The organism is Reinekea marina, assembly GCF_030409715.1.
In the GTDB taxonomy this organism is placed as follows: domain Bacteria; phylum Pseudomonadota; class Gammaproteobacteria; order Pseudomonadales; family Natronospirillaceae; genus Reinekea; species Reinekea marina.
The window spans coordinates 2,546,771-2,561,327 of the sequence record NZ_JAUFQI010000001.1; the positions used below are offsets into that span (position 1 = coordinate 2,546,771).

At 43.8% G+C, this 14,557-nt stretch carries 12 protein-coding genes; 4 read left to right on the forward strand and 8 right to left on the reverse strand.

Features of this window, described 5'->3' with window-relative positions; genetic code table 11:
• Positions 1 to 60 precede the first annotated feature (60 nt).
• Complete coding sequence (gene metH / locus QWZ13_RS13740; RefSeq protein ID WP_290282272.1) at positions 61 to 3,744, forward strand: methionine synthase; 3,684 nt, start codon at positions 61 to 63, stop codon at positions 3,742 to 3,744.
• Here the strand turns inward: metH and QWZ13_RS13745 are convergent.
• Positions 3,680 to 3,811, reverse strand: a complete 132-nt coding sequence (locus QWZ13_RS13745; RefSeq protein WP_290282273.1) for a hypothetical protein — start codon at positions 3,809 to 3,811, stop codon at positions 3,680 to 3,682. The two genes, metH and QWZ13_RS13745, sit on opposite strands and share 65 nt — an antisense overlap.
• Before the next feature lie 83 nt (positions 3,812 to 3,894).
• Between QWZ13_RS13745 and QWZ13_RS13750 the strand changes: the two genes are divergently transcribed.
• Positions 3,895 to 6,489, forward strand: a complete 2,595-nt coding sequence (locus tag QWZ13_RS13750) for an EAL domain-containing protein (protein ID WP_290282274.1) — start codon at positions 3,895 to 3,897, stop codon at positions 6,487 to 6,489.
• Here the strand turns inward: QWZ13_RS13750 and hppD are convergent.
• The 7 genes from hppD to QWZ13_RS13785 form a co-directional block, all read right to left on the reverse strand.
• The gene (gene hppD / locus QWZ13_RS13755) at positions 6,473 to 7,561 is read right to left on the reverse strand and encodes a 4-hydroxyphenylpyruvate dioxygenase (RefSeq protein ID WP_290282275.1); all 1,089 of its coding nucleotides are present in this window, start codon (positions 7,559 to 7,561) and stop codon (positions 6,473 to 6,475) included. The genes QWZ13_RS13750 and hppD overlap by 17 nt on opposite strands.
• 240 nt (positions 7,562 to 7,801) lie before the next feature.
• Entirely contained in the window at positions 7,802 to 9,349 is a 1,548-nt protein-coding gene (gene tyrR, locus QWZ13_RS13760; protein WP_290282276.1) for a transcriptional regulator TyrR, read from the reverse strand.
• Positions 9,350 to 9,473: 124 nt separating this feature from the next.
• Complete coding sequence (locus QWZ13_RS13765; RefSeq protein ID WP_290282277.1) at positions 9,474 to 9,815, reverse strand: 4a-hydroxytetrahydrobiopterin dehydratase; 342 nt, start codon at positions 9,813 to 9,815, stop codon at positions 9,474 to 9,476.
• A gap of 10 nt (positions 9,816 to 9,825) precedes the next feature.
• Positions 9,826 to 10,626, reverse strand: coding sequence for a phenylalanine 4-monooxygenase (gene phhA, locus QWZ13_RS13770; protein WP_290282278.1), 801 nt, complete (start codon positions 10,624 to 10,626; stop codon positions 9,826 to 9,828).
• A 141-nt stretch (positions 10,627 to 10,767) separates the two neighbouring features.
• A complete protein-coding gene (locus QWZ13_RS13775; RefSeq protein ID WP_290283374.1) occupies positions 10,768 to 11,850 on the reverse strand; it encodes an MJ1255/VC2487 family glycosyltransferase in 1,083 nt (360 codons plus the stop codon).
• The gene (locus QWZ13_RS13780; protein ID WP_215998822.1) at positions 11,847 to 12,377 is read right to left on the reverse strand and encodes a phosphatase PAP2 family protein; all 531 of its coding nucleotides are present in this window, start codon (positions 12,375 to 12,377) and stop codon (positions 11,847 to 11,849) included. The genes QWZ13_RS13775 and QWZ13_RS13780 overlap by 4 nt, the downstream gene beginning before the upstream one ends.
• A gap of 84 nt (positions 12,378 to 12,461) precedes the next feature.
• Positions 12,462 to 12,914, reverse strand: a complete 453-nt coding sequence (locus QWZ13_RS13785) for an HIT domain-containing protein (RefSeq protein WP_290282279.1) — start codon at positions 12,912 to 12,914, stop codon at positions 12,462 to 12,464.
• Between the two features lie 61 nt (positions 12,915 to 12,975).
• Between QWZ13_RS13785 and QWZ13_RS13790 the strand changes: the two genes are divergently transcribed.
• Positions 12,976 to 14,103, forward strand: a complete 1,128-nt coding sequence (locus tag QWZ13_RS13790) for a GNAT family N-acetyltransferase (RefSeq protein ID WP_290282280.1) — start codon at positions 12,976 to 12,978, stop codon at positions 14,101 to 14,103.
• Positions 14,100 to 14,519, forward strand: coding sequence for a VOC family protein (locus tag QWZ13_RS13795; protein WP_290282281.1), 420 nt, complete (start codon positions 14,100 to 14,102; stop codon positions 14,517 to 14,519). The genes QWZ13_RS13790 and QWZ13_RS13795 overlap by 4 nt, the downstream gene beginning before the upstream one ends.
• The last annotated feature ends 38 nt before the right edge of the window (positions 14,520 to 14,557 follow it).

Consider the following 14,557-nt stretch of genomic DNA (forward strand, 5'->3'; position numbering starts at 1 on the left):
ACGAATTTTGGGTTTTCATTAGCCTCATAATATTTCTGTACCCGATAAAAAGAGAGTGTCATGTCTGCCAGCCAAGATCGAATTAAGTCCCTTTATTCTGCCATTAAAGAACGAATTCTAATTTTAGATGGGGCTATGGGGTCTCTGATTCAGAGCTATCAACTGGAAGAGCAGGACTACCGCGGTGATCGATTCTCTGATTGGCCTAGCGATATTCGCGGCAATAACGATTTACTGTCTATTACTCGGCCAGATGTCATCGAAGCCATATACAAAGCCTACCTCGATGCCGGCTCGGATATTATTGAAACCAATACCTTCAATAGTACTGCAGTGTCTCAGGCCGACTATGGCATGCAAGACCTAGCCTATGAGCTGAACAAAGAAGGCGCTGCTCTGGCGCGTAAAGTGTGCGATGCCAAAACTGCTGAAACGCCAGACAAACCACGTTGGGTGGCGGGTGTTTTAGGGCCAACCAGCAAAACATTGTCTTTGTCTCCTGATGTAATCAACCCTGGTTATCGAGCAGTTACCTTTAATGAACTGGTCGATGACTACAAAAATGCCTCGCGCGGTCTCATTGAAGGTGGTTCAGACTTAATCCTTATTGAAACCATTTTCGATACGTTAAACGCCAAAGCCGCTATCTTTGCAATCCAAGCCGTATTCGATGAAATTGGTTACAAACTGCCCATCATGATCTCTGGAACCATCACCGATGCCTCTGGCCGAACCCTCTCAGGGCAAACCACAGAAGCGTTCTTTTATTCAGTACGCCATGCACAGCCGATCAGCGTTGGTTTAAACTGCGCCTTAGGTGCATCAGAGCTGCGTCCTTATTTAGAAACTCTATCGTCTATTGCCGACTGTCACGTATCCGTTCACCCGAACGCTGGCCTACCCAACGAGTTCGGTGAATACGAAGAAACGCCCGAAGAAATGACTGCCGTCGTAAACGAATTTGCCGAAAGTGGCTTTGTGAATATTATTGGGGGTTGCTGCGGAACCACACCAAAGCACATTTCAATGATCAATGAAGCCATGGCTAACCACTCTCCTCGCAAAATACCGACACTCACGCCACAAATGAAGCTTTCTGGGTTAGAGCCGTTTGTCGTCAGCGATGCATTAAATTTTGTGAATGTGGGCGAACGTACCAATGTTACTGGCTCGGCTAAATTTAAGCGTTTAATTAAAGAAGAGCTCTACGATGAAGCGCTCGATGTGGCGCGTGAGCAAGTGGAAAACGGCGCGCAAATCATCGATATCAACATGGATGAGGGCATGCTCGAATCCAAAGAAGCGATGGTTCACTTTCTTAATCTCATTGCCTCGGAACCTGATATTTCACGAGTGCCTATCATGGTCGACTCCTCTAAATGGGACATTATTGAAGCGGGTTTACAGTGTATTCAGGGCAAAAGCATTGTTAACTCTATTTCGATGAAAGAAGGCGTTGAAAACTTCTTAGCGCAGGCCGAATTATGTCGCCGATATGGTGCCGCCGTTGTGGTTATGGCTTTTGACGAAGTCGGCCAGGCCGATACCAAAGAACGAAAAATTGAAATCTGTCGTCGCAGCTATGAACTACTGGTCGACAATGGTTTCCCTCCTGAAGATATAATTTTTGACCCCAATATTTTTGCAGTTGCCACGGGTATTGAAGAACATAATAACTACGCGGTAGATTTCATCGAAGCGACCAAGTTCATTCGAGAAAACCTGCCTTATGCCAGTGTCAGTGGCGGTGTATCAAACGTGTCGTTTTCTTTTCGTGGCAACAACGCAGTGCGAGAGGCGATTCACTCCGTGTTCCTTTACCATGCTTGCAACGTTGGCATGAATATGGGCATTGTGAATGCTAGTCAGCTTGTAATTTACGATGATATCCCTAATGAGCTCCGCGAGCTGGTTGAAGATGTCATTCTAAACCGACGCGCCGACGCAACCGATCGGCTGCTCGATATTGCTGATAAATACCGAAACGACGGTCAAACGGCTGAAAAGGTCGAACTCGAATGGCGCTCTTTCGACGTGAATAAGCGAATTGAATACGCGCTCGTGAAAGGTATTACCAGCCACATCATTGAAGATACGGAACTGGCCAGATTAGAAGCTCCACGACCCATTGAAGTCATCGAAGGACCGCTCATGGACGGCATGAACGTGGTGGGTGATTTATTCGGAGCGGGTAAAATGTTTTTACCGCAGGTTGTTAAATCGGCACGTGTTATGAAGCAAGCCGTTGCGCATCTTATTCCTTATATTGAAGCGGAAAAAGACGAAGGCCGTCAGTCGAACGGTAAGATTCTTATGGCCACCGTGAAAGGCGATGTTCATGACATTGGTAAGAATATCGTCGGAGTTGTTTTAGCCTGCAATAACTTTGAAGTTATTGATCTTGGGGTCATGGTGCCGGCTGAAAAAATCATAAGCACCGCTATTGAAGAAAAAGTCGATGTGATTGGTTTGTCTGGTCTTATTACACCGTCCCTCGATGAAATGGTTTACTTTGCACGTGAATTACAGCGACGTGACCTTAAGTTACCGCTGTTAATTGGTGGTGCAACTACATCTAAAGCCCATACGGCGGTTAAAATTGAACCACAATATAAAAATGATGCCACCGTGTATGTTTCCGACGCATCACGATCTGTCTCGGTTGTGCAATCGTTAATCTCGCCCGATCAGAAAGCTGACTTTACCGCTAAAATTCACGCGGAATACGATGTCGTACGTGAGCGTAACAAGAACCGAAAATCAAAAGCCCTACACACCTATGAGGCGGCAACAGAGAACACCTCTGATATTGATTGGGGCAGTTACACGCCCCCTACCCCAAGCTTTACCGGCGTAAAGACTATAGATGACATAGAGTTGTCTGATCTAGTCGATTTTATTGATTGGACCCCATTTTTTATTACTTGGGAACTGCACGGTAAATTCCCGAAAATATTGTCAGATGTCAAAGTTGGCGAGGCCGCAACCAACCTCTACAACGATGCCCAAGCCATGTTAAAGACAATCATTGAAGAAAAGTGGATCGAGCCAAAAGCCGTTGTTGGATTTTGGCCTGCGAATACCAGCGCACCCGATACCATTACTCTAGAAGCTGAAGGTGCTCAGGTGAATCTTGAGCACTTACGTCAGCAAACGATGAAACCAGAAGGGCAACCCAATTATTCACTCGCCGACTTCATAGCGCCCTCAGAATTTGCTCAAGACTATGTGGGTGGCTTCGTAGTGACTACCGGGCATGGCGTTGAAGAGAGAGCAAAAGCCTATGAGCAAAACAGCGATGACTACAACAGCATATTACTGAAATCCTTGGCCGACCGTTTGGCTGAAGCGTTAGCGGAATATATGCATCAGCGGGTTCGTACACAGCTTTGGGGCTACGCACCGAATGAATCACTGTCGAACGATGAATTAATCAAAGAACGTTATAAAGGCATTAGACCTGCCCCTGGCTACCCGGCCTGCCCTGATCATACAGAAAAGCGGAAGTTGTTTGACTTATTAGAAGCTGAGAAAAACACCGGTGTTGAACTCACCGACAGCTTTGCCATGACTCCGGCATCCGCCGTTTCGGGTTGGTACTTTAGCCACCCAGAAGCGAAATACTTTGGCGTTGGTAAGATCACCAAAGATCAGGTAGAGGATTACGCAACTCGAAAATCTATGAGCCTCGTCGAAGCAGAGCGATGGTTGTCTCCATTACTGGCTTACGAACCCGCCGTATAACCCACTGCCTTAAAGCGTCATTTTTACCAAGATGTAAAAATGACGCTAATACTAAAGCATTAACCAATCCCTAATTTTTTGAACGGAGTTCAACGCGCAGCTCAAAATGCTGTGCTATATTGAAATACTCAATCTTGAGTAGTTTTTTTTATGCCAAACAAGTTCCGCCCGCTCAATGCAATACCCGTCGTTTTTGTGGTCTCGGTCATTGCAATCATTTTAGCGGGTTTCGCACTTAAGTGGTCAAACTTTAACGATTTACTATCGCGTGACCACCCTGAATTTATTGAACTTGACTACGGTTTTACCAGAACCACGCAATCGGTAAACCCAGAAAAATTAGATGCGCTAGAATTTTCTCAAAGTAAACTCAATTCGATCAAACCTAAATATGGTGATCATACCGATTGGCACAAATTCACGCTGACCAATAAAGATACAAAAAGTAGCAGTTTGGTGGTTAAATTTGATAACCCCATGATCGATAACATAGACATTTATCGTTTTCGTTCCAGCACTCAAACCTATGTTCTAGAAAAACAAATAGGCGACCTTGTTAAAAACATTCCTGTCGATGAAAGAATTGCCTCGGCTTATCAGTTTTCACTGCGACCGATGGAAAGCCGAACTTTTATTGTAGCGAGCCAAACATTAGGCTCCCCTAAACTCCCTATTGTCATTTTTACGAAAGACGAGTTTTCAGATTACCAGCGAATCGAGTTTTTGATTTGGGGTACTTTTATTGGAATAGCCATGCTCATGGCAATTTATAATTTAGTGCTGTATCAAGGCGTTAGAGATTTAACCTACTTAGCCTACATTGGCTATGTAATTGCTATTTTGGTCAATTTAGGTGTAATTCACGGCTATGGTTATTACCTATTTAAAGAACCGGTTCAACTTTTCTTAAACCAGCACATTCTTCCTCAAAATGCACTATTGGCATTAATGACCATATTTTTTGCAGTTAACTTTTTAAAGTTTAACCGCAGCTATACCAAGATGCACAGCTACTACTCTATTTTAAGTGCCTGCTTAGCCATTTACTTTGTCTTCTCATTTTTTATTCCAGAATATCTAACGGTACCCGTTTTTTCGGTGCTTCAGCTTTCGCTGTATATTTTGGCTTATAAGATGGTAACTTTTAAAATCAAAGAACGCTTTAGTTGGAGTAAATATTACGTCATTTCTTGGTTACCCCTATTCATAGGTGCCGGGGTTGGTTTTGCCTTATTTACCGGAAATGCACCCTATAATTTTTGGACGCGGTACGCATTTTTGTTCTCAGCCATTTTCGAAATGACGTTAATTTCAATGGCTCTTGCTGAAAGACTCGGAAACACTGAAAGCCAACGACTTTACCAAGCCACACATGAAAGCAAATTTGGTTTTGCTAACGACGGCCTATTACAAAAAACCATAAACCGATTACAAGAGGGCATTCCCAAAGAACCCATCAGTTTAATTACCGTTGAAATCACCAATTACAATGTTATTGCCCCCTATTTAACAGATAAGCAGTTGTCGGTGATGATATTCGGATTAGCCAATTACATTGTTAGCCAGCTCAAGAGTACGCTACCGGTCATTGAACTCGACGAAGACAACAATAAAAACGGCGCTATTTCACTGGCACGTGGCGACTTATTGTCTATTTTGGTGAATACAGACGATTACACCAATATTGAAGATGCCTTGAAACGACTCAGCGATCTAGAGAACTTCAATCCTGTGCAAGGCTCTATCCCCTATCGCATTCATTGTATTTTCGGTGCCGCTATCGTTGATGCAAAAGAAACGAACCAGTTCGATTTAATCAATCAAGCGAAGCAAGCCATTACTCAGGCAAAAGAAAAAGATGTTCCTTATTTTATTTACAGCCCAGAATCCGATTTAATCAGTGAACGCCGAATCAAGCTGGCCTTAGATCTAGCCAATGCGATTCGCAACAACGAACTAGAGCTTTATCATCAACCTCAACTTTTTTCGAATCAAACCCATATCACGCCGAGTGAATTACTGATTCGTTGGAAGCACCCACTTTATGGCTTTATCAGCCCCGATGAATTTGTCATGATCGCGGAAGAAACAGGTTTAATTAACCACTTAACCACATGGGTTATCACACGTGCGGCAAAACATGCAAAAGCATTAGTCACATTTGGCATACACGATTTTCATTTCGCCATAAATGTCTCGGCGCATGACTTATCAAAAGACGGATTCTGCCATGAAATTTGTAATATCTTTAAACGACACAATTTGCTCACTAATCAATTCACATTAGAACTCACCGAAACAACTCACTCTCTCGACAGCGAAACATTTAATAAGAATTTATTTGATTTAAGTGAAGCTGGCTTTAACTTAGCCATTGATGACTTTGGCACGGGCTATTCTTCTCTGACTTACGCCAGTGACCACCCTTTTGATGATATAAAAATAGACAAGCAATTCATTCAAGACTTCTTTAACTCAGAGAAGCACCAAGCGATTGTAAAAGCTACGATAACGATGGCGAAGAATCTTGACTTAAACGTAACAGCGGAGGGTATAGAAGACGGTGTAACGCTTGAGCTGTTAAAAGAGTTAGGATGCGATAAGTTACAAGGCTACTATATCGCCAAACCGATGCCCTTTAATGAGTATTTAAAATGGCGCTCACCTAATTTTGAAACACACACAAAAATAGGTGAGAACCTAACTTTAGATTTTAACGAAGAACCGTCTAGTCAGCGTCAATAACGCCGCGACGAATTTGATCTTCTTCGATAGATTCAAACAACGCTTTAAAGTTGCCTTCGCCAAACCCTTCGTTGCCCTTACGCTGGATAATCTCAAAAAACACAGGTCCAATAACGGTGTTCGTAAATATTTGCAACAGTATGCCCGAATCTTCTGGAGCGCCGTCTATTAGAATATTTAAATCTTTCAAGTCTTGCAGTGGCTCTGAATGCCCAGGAACACGATCATCAATTTTTTCATAGTAAGTATCGGGCGTTGTCATGAAATCAACACCACGTGCGCGCAGTCTTCTGACGGTGTCGTATATATCTTCGGTTGACAACGCAATGTGCTGAATGCCTTCGCCTTTATATTCTTTCAAATACTCTTCAATTTGCGATTTATCGTCTGAAGATTCGTTTATAGGAATACGGATTTTTCCGCACGGAGACGTCATTGCTTTCGAGGTTAGCCCTGTTAACTTGCCTTCAATGTCGAAATAACGAATTTCTCGGAAGTTACCAATGCGCTCGTAAAAATCGGCCCAGTTTGCCATGTTGCCGCGCATAACGTTATGCGTTAAATGATCTAATACCTCTAAACCCACGCTGTTTTCAGCTAAGCGTGATTCCCAATCTGGGTAAAATTCGAAATCCACTTCATAAATAGTCTGATCACCGTAACGATCTACAAAGTATAAAGTTGAATCTCCAATCCCATAGACACCAGGGATATTAAGCTCCATAGGCCCTATTTGGCCCTGAAATGGCTTCGCACCGTTTTTAATCGAGTGTGCCATGGCATGAGCCGCATCTTTAACACGAAACGCCATACCGTTAACACTAGGACCATGCTGTGAAGCAAACTCTTCAGCGTGAGAATCCGGCTCACCGTTTACAATAAAGTTAATATCGCCCTGCTTGTACAACCAAGCTTGCTTGTTTCGGTGCTTGGCTATTTCAGCAAAGCCAAGGTCTGAGAACAGTGCTTTTAAATCGCTCAAGCCTTTTGCAGTCGGCGCTGTGTATTCAACAAATTCAAAGCCATCGGTTTGTAATGGATTTTGTAATCCGTTCATAGTCAAATCGGCCATGGGGCTCTCCAGTTCTTGTCATTATTTTATGGGCACTGCACTACACAGTTACGGGAAATAAATTTGAACTGAAACCGATTAAAAAGCCAGCTTCATGGGCAAGATGGTTTTGATCGATGTAAAGGAAAGTTGGCAACCCATTGTAACCATTCACTTACAGCTTAAATACTTTATTGAAGCCTGAGGTGTTTTAGCTTTAGTGTCGGGGTAAAGAACTAAAACACCTAGGCTATTTCGCCCTTATGAGGCGTGCTTACCAATTCGGTATTCACGGAGCTTGTTAGCAATAGCCGTATGAGATACGCCAAGCTTCTTGCCTAGCTGGCGACTGCTTGGATAAGCTGGGTACAATCGCTTTAAAAGCTCCGATTCAAAGCGCTTCATGGCTTCGTCTAAGCTGCCTTCAAAGTTTTCATCAACGTAACCCCAACCATTGGTGAAGCTCGGCAGCTGCAAATGTTCAGGCTCTAAAGTATCACCTTCGGTTAACGAAACGGCTCTTAAAAGTGCATTTTCCATTTGCCGCACATTGCCAGGCCAAGGGTACTGGGAAATGGCGTTTTGGCACGCCTGAGACATTTTAATGCGCTGTCGTTGCGGTTCGGCGAACCGTGCAATAAAGCGTTCGGCCATGGGCATAATGTCAGATTTTCGCTCACGCAATGCCGGTATGTGCAGTGATAATACGTTTAAGCGGTAAAACAAATCTTCTCGGAATTTCCCCGACTGACACAAATCGAGTAAATCGGCTTGCGTAGCACAAATGATGCGAACATCGGCGGTATATTCGGCCTCGTCACCAACACGGCGGTAAGAACCATCTTGCAATAAGCGCAAAAACTTAGATTGCAGCAGCTCAGACATGTCGCCAATTTCATCTAAAAATACGGTGCCACCTTCGGCTAACTCGACGATACCTTTCTTTTCACTTGTGGCGCCTTCAAAAGCGCCCGCAGCATAGCCAAACAGTTCACTTTCAGCCACGTTGTCGGGCAGTGCGGCACAATTTAGCACTAGAAACGGCTTATCTTTGCGTAAACTGTGTTGATGACAAGCTTTAGCGAGCAGTTCTTTGCCGGTTCCTGTCTCACCCGTAATGAGCAGTGGCGCGTCTAGCCCAGACATACGTTTAGCTTGGCGAATGACTCGCTTCATACCTTGGCTTTCAGCGATTAACATTTCAAACTGCCCAGTTTGCTTATGATAAGCGGTCATTTGTCGACCTAGCCGCTCAGGGGACTTAAAGGTGATGACACCACCCGCAAATAATGGCTCACCTTCGGTTTGATCAATGTGTACTGGGTAGACATCGGCCAGAAACGTTCGGCCTTTTAACTGAACATTGGCGGCATCGGAGGTGGTTTCTGGGTGATTCAACCATTTGTTAAAGTTAAACCCCTTTACCCAGGTTTTTAGTAATTTTCCGCGCACTTCTTCATGGGATGCATTGAGTATATCAAGCGCTGCATCATTGGCTAACACCACATAGCCTTTAGAATCTATCGAAATAACTGGCTCAGGCAAGGTTTCGAGCAGGGTTTGCATTTCTTTTTGCTCGCGCTCAAGCGGCATGTATGGCACTAGAGAAACATCATGAACACCCGGAATCATTCGCATTTCAGGCATTAAATGCTGAAACTCTTCAAACTCTAAATTTGGGAAATTCAAATAGATTTCACCACTGGGATCAATCTCAATGCCACGCAAATCGATTTCATGGTTCACTAAAATATCGAGAATCTCGGCGCAGATACCGAGCCGGGAATTACACTTTATATATAGGCGCATGTCAGCTCTCTCAGGCTACAATATGGATCAATGCAACGGCTTTGCTGCTCAATCTTTTGTAATTATTTATGTGCAGACACGAAAGTTGCCTGAAAGCGCTTTTTTTGTCAATTAATATTTACAACTATTCAGTCCCAAGCAGCTGATCTGTCTTAGCCGCGCAAATAAAGTCGTTTTTATGTAATCCGTTAATCGCATGTGTCCACCAGCGAACCGTTACTTTGCCCCATTCTGTCACTATTTCAGGATGGTGGCCTTCGTTCTCAGCTAATTCTCCAACTTGATTGGTAAAGGCTAAGGCTTGGCGAAAGTTTTTAAACTTATACTGACGCTCTAATTGCAGCACGCCGTCAATAACCGCCGGTGCCCAATCTGGAATCTCACGCATCAATGTCGCTAATTCTTCATCACTGACTTTCGGAGCATCAGCTTGGCACGCTTCACACTGTTGATTGGCTAATGTCATATTTTTATCCTTAATTTTGAAGAGATTTCGGTTCGAAACGAGGCGGCAGCATGGGCAATTTCTGAGCCTCGTGCACCGCTTTCATGATGTCTGTTTTGGCAATATCAAACAATTGATCTATAGATTCTAAGTAGAAATATACTGGTTGAAGAATGTCTATTCGGTATGGCGTACGCAATACAGTCATCATATCAAACGGTTCTCGGTCTGCCGCGTCACTCGCGTAAGCAAATTCGGTTTCTTTTGGCGAAGAAAGGATACCGCCGCCGTATATTTTACGTTCTCCAGAATGGTTTTGAAGCAAGCCAAACTCTACCGTAAACCAATAGAGCCTCGCCAAATACACTCGCTCCTCTTTGCTCGCCGCCAGCCCTAATTTGCCGTAGGTTTCTGTAAACTGCGCAAAGGCTGGGTTGGTTAACAAAGGGCAATGGCCGAAAACTTCATGGAAAATATCCGGTTCTTGCAAATAGTCCAGTTCTTCTGGGCTTCGAATAAAGGTGGCGACTGGGAACTGTTTGTTGGCCAGCAGCTCAAAGAACCTAGAAAAATTGATCAAAGCCGGCACCGCAGCGGTGCGCCACCCAGTTTCTTTAAGCAATACTTTATCGACATCAGCCAACTGAGGGACTTTATCGTACTGCAGACCCAAGGCTTTAAAGCCATCTAAATACTCTTGGCAGGCTTTATCTCCTAACGTTGGGTATTGCCGTTGAGACAAGGCATGCCATGTTTGATGTTCATTACTCGACCAAGCCACAAACCCATTCGGATCGGGTTGATGCGCCACATACTGAGACGTTTTAGACATAAATTTGGCTCACTGTTGTTGTAATTATTAGTCAGCCTATTTCGAACGTAGTTGATGAAAAAGTACAGTTTTTAGGTGTTTTAGATCCCTACAATTGCGTCAATTTTGCTGAACAGTTTTTAAGATTTGTTGACAACACAGCTAGCGCCCCCATTCCATAACGCCTTTTGGGCTACTCGTACTTTCAAGCTGTGAATTGATGTCAACTTCAGACCATGCCATTTCAACAATGTCTCTTAACTCAACCCTTGGGTATTGCTTAATCCAGCTGGCCAACAGTTTGGGAACATCGGGGTAGCGCACTTGAGTCGCCTTTGCCGTTGTCAAAAAGTAGCATATAGACTTAGCATCAATATGGTCGGTCACATCACCCCACCCGAGCGTTTTTAACGCTTCGGCATTTGAAAGCTGTTCGACTTGCCCTGCCAAAGGCTTAACTAATAATCGTTTGCCAAGATGTATGCACTCTGAGGCCAATTCAAAACCTGCGTTACAAATGACAGAGTCGCAGGCTTGCAAACTGTCTTTAAAGCCCGTCACCGAAAACCCTTTTACGTGAACGTTTCCATAGAATCCACAGTCGATATCTCTTGCATGCACAATGAACCGAAACGGTAACTTATTTAATGTTTTGATTACCTCTGTTGTAGATTCGAAAGGTAAATAAACGAGAGCGACTTTTGATGATGGATCGTTTATTGTCGAGAACGACTGCTGCTCGATAATTGGTGGCAGTATTGGCTGGTTAAAATGATGCCAATGCACCCCGATGGCCTCACTCACGGGTGCAAACCACTTCATTATGGCATAGCTGGCAAAGGCATTTTTTGTTTTTGGAATATCGTGTAGAAAAGCGTACTGATGCCCTAACCCAATACACGACACTTTTTTAACTTTCGCAGCCCAAGCCACAACGGGCTCAAAGTCACTGATGACTAAATCATATTGTTCTGGTTTTAACGCCTGTACATCTTTTAAAAGCTTGGTAAAGGACGCTTGTGACACAGTTTTTATTGGATCAACCTGGCCGGCTTTTATTGAAAAGCTCAACCCTTGAAAGCATTGATAATCGCCGAAAACTTCCATACCAAAGTATTCTTCTCTAGGTCGACCAGAAAATACCCAATCGACTTCAATTCCTTGGGCTAACAGCGCCTTTTGCATTGCTCTAGCTCGTGTTAAATGACCATTACCGGTGCCTTGAACGCCATAAAGAATTTTCATGACCAACCTCCCATTAAGAGTGCCCAAGTGCCTATTAGACTGCCTAAAGCGGCTCCCATGATTGTATCGAATGGGAAGTGCACGCCCAGTAACACTCTTGAATAAGCGACTAAAACCGCCCAACTGTAAAACACCCCTGTAAGCGCTGGATAATAGCTGGCCATCAAGGTGGCAAACAAAAATGCCGCTGAAGTATGGCCCGAAGGGAAACTGAACTGGTCACTGGGCTGTATTAAACTCTTAAAGTCGGAAATCGAATTCGCGGGTCGATTTCTTTTCAGACTGTTTTTTAAAATAAAGTAACAAAGGCGCTCAATGGCTATCGCACAAAGGGCTATTTGCACAAAAAGCAAACTTGCGGAAGTGTATTGCAGCCCAATGATGATCAATACCAACAGATAGCCTTCACCATCGGCTGATTTTGAAATAAAACGAGCCAAGGCTTGATAAGCGGCATGAGAACGTTGTCGATCGAGGCAGTGAAACAACCGTAAGTCGGCTGCGCTTAATTGATTTAGTAATTTCATAAAAAAGCCCTCTTCAATTGAGGGCTATTTAGTCAGAGCACTGTGACACTTATTTGACCGTTTTATAAAACTATTATGACAGCCTTAACGATTCGGCGTAAAAGTAGACGATTCAAAAAATTTAGCCAATTGCTCAATGCGCTGCGATAACTCATTTGGCTTATAGGCTTTAGGTGGTACGGCCCCCCAAACTGGGTTTGGCCAAGCGGCATCGGTCTTTTTTCGTAGAATATGGTGAATATGCAGCTGAGGTACTACGTTTCCTAACGCACCGATGTTCATTTTGTCACCTTGGTAGCCATTCATGAGCCTTTCTGCCACGAATGAGCTTTCCCAGATAAACTGCTCTTGGTCATCTCCATCGAGCTCGTACAACTCGGTCACGTCTTGACGTTGAGGAACCAAAATTAACCAAGGATAATTGGCATCTTTCATCAGTAAAATTTTACATAACGACAAGCTGCCAATTTCAACGCAATCACTTTTTAAACGATGATCTAACTCAAACATAAAATTACCAATAGAAAACGATATCAATGACAGACTATACTCAATTCTACGTTAACTATTCAACAATTGAGGGTTCAAAGCATCAATAATGCCTTTTATTCATCATAAAACATGGAGTGACCACCCTGCTGATGTTGAGCACCTTACCTCCAACCCTTTTGTGTCTTCACCTTTTATTAATGCCTGTGAGCAAGCTCAGGTCACGGATGTGCGATCTGGCTGGCAACCTCACCATATTAAAGGAACGGTAAATGAAGGCCACATAGCGGTACCTTGCTATATAAAATCTCACTCTTGGGGAGAGTATGTTTTTGATTGGGCATGGGCTGAGGCCTACCATCAACATGGTCTTGAATATTATCCCAAACTGCTTATTGCTGCGCCATTTACGCCATCGGTGGGCCCTAGGCTTTTGGGAGCTCAGTCTCTAGAAAGCGTCTCAGCATTAGTGTCGCACCTTAAGCACCATTGCCTAGCGCATGAATTTAGCGGGTTTCATATTCTTTTTGCGTCTGAGCAAGAGCAGCATTGGCTCAGCCAGTTAGATTTACTGGAACGTCACGATGTTCAATTTCAATGGAATAATAAGGGTTATAACGGCTTTGAGGATTTCCTTGCCACCTTTACCTCTCGAAAGCGTAAAAACGTCCGCAAAGAACGAGCCTCCATTGAGGAGCAGAATATAGAATTAAGAACACTAGAAGGTTCGGCCCTGACCACAGCCGATATGGACGCCTTCTATTACTTTTATCACGCCACCTACCTTAAACGGGGTCGCCAAGGGTATCTAAATCGCGCATTTTTTGAAGCCATTCACCAAACCATGGCTGAAAACCTCGTCTTGTTTATGGCCTATAAAGACAACAAACCCGTTGCTGGCGCTTTATGTTTTAAAGACGGCAAAAGCTTATATGGTCGATATTGGGGGTGTATTGAAGAGTTTAATAATCTGCATTTTGAAACGTGCTATTACCAAGGCATTGAGTATTGTATCGCCAATAATCTTCAGCATTTTGATCCTGGTACGCAAGGTGAACACAAACTGGCGCGAGGTTTTGAGCCGAAAATCACACGATCGTTTCATTGGTTAGCTCATGAAGGATTCATGGAAGCCGCCCAAGCGTTTTGCAAGCAAGATCAAAGCCATACACACTTGTATTTCCAACAAACAACACAATCATTGCCATTTAAACAACCTAATAAGGACAACTTATGAAGTTTTTGCACTCAATGGTTCGAGTGACTGATTTAGATGCCTCAATTCACTTTTACTGTGACTTACTCGGTCTCAAAGAAATAAAGCGCAACGACTACCCAAAGGGAAAGTTTACGCTGGTATACCTTGCGACCGCACCTGGCGAGCCAGAAGTAGAGCTGACCTATAATTGGGACAGCGATGAAGTGTACAAAGGTGATCGTAACTTTGGCCACCTGGCGTTTGAAGTCGATAACATTTATGACCTCTGCCAACACCTAATGGACAACGGCGTGACCATCAATCGCCCGCCGCGTGATGGGCATATGGCCTTTGTACGAAGTCCAGACGGAATCTCTATAGAGCTGTTACAAAAAGGCGATAGCTTACCTCCTCAAGCGCCATGGCAAGATATGCCTAACGTTGGTGAGTGGTAACTCACCTTAACGACCCGAAGGCTTCTAACTTTGGGTCG

What these genes read in the sequence shown, in the direction of transcription:
- metH (WP_290282272.1), top strand. Translation starts at nt 61, where the DNA reads ATGTCTGCCAGCCAAGATCGAATTAAGTCCCTTTATTCTGCCATTAAA.
- QWZ13_RS13750 (WP_290282274.1), top strand. Translation starts at nt 3,895, where the DNA reads ATGCCAAACAAGTTCCGCCCGCTCAATGCAATACCCGTCGTTTTTGTG.
- hppD (WP_290282275.1), bottom strand. Translation starts at nt 7,561, where the DNA reads ATGGCCGATTTGACTATGAACGGATTACAAAATCCATTACAAACCGAT.
- tyrR (WP_290282276.1), bottom strand. Translation starts at nt 9,349, where the DNA reads ATGCGCCTATATATAAAGTGTAATTCCCGGCTCGGTATCTGCGCCGAG.
- QWZ13_RS13765 (WP_290282277.1), bottom strand. Translation starts at nt 9,815, where the DNA reads ATGACATTAGCCAATCAACAGTGTGAAGCGTGCCAAGCTGATGCTCCG.
- phhA (WP_290282278.1), bottom strand. Translation starts at nt 10,626, where the DNA reads ATGTCTAAAACGTCTCAGTATGTGGCGCATCAACCCGATCCGAATGGG.
- QWZ13_RS13775 (WP_290283374.1), bottom strand. Translation starts at nt 11,850, where the DNA reads ATGAAAATTCTTTATGGCGTTCAAGGCACCGGTAATGGTCATTTAACA.
- QWZ13_RS13780 (WP_215998822.1), bottom strand. Translation starts at nt 12,377, where the DNA reads ATGAAATTACTAAATCAATTAAGCGCAGCCGACTTACGGTTGTTTCAC.
- QWZ13_RS13790 (WP_290282280.1), top strand. Translation starts at nt 12,976, where the DNA reads ATGCCTTTTATTCATCATAAAACATGGAGTGACCACCCTGCTGATGTT.
- QWZ13_RS13795 (WP_290282281.1), top strand. Translation starts at nt 14,100, where the DNA reads ATGAAGTTTTTGCACTCAATGGTTCGAGTGACTGATTTAGATGCCTCA.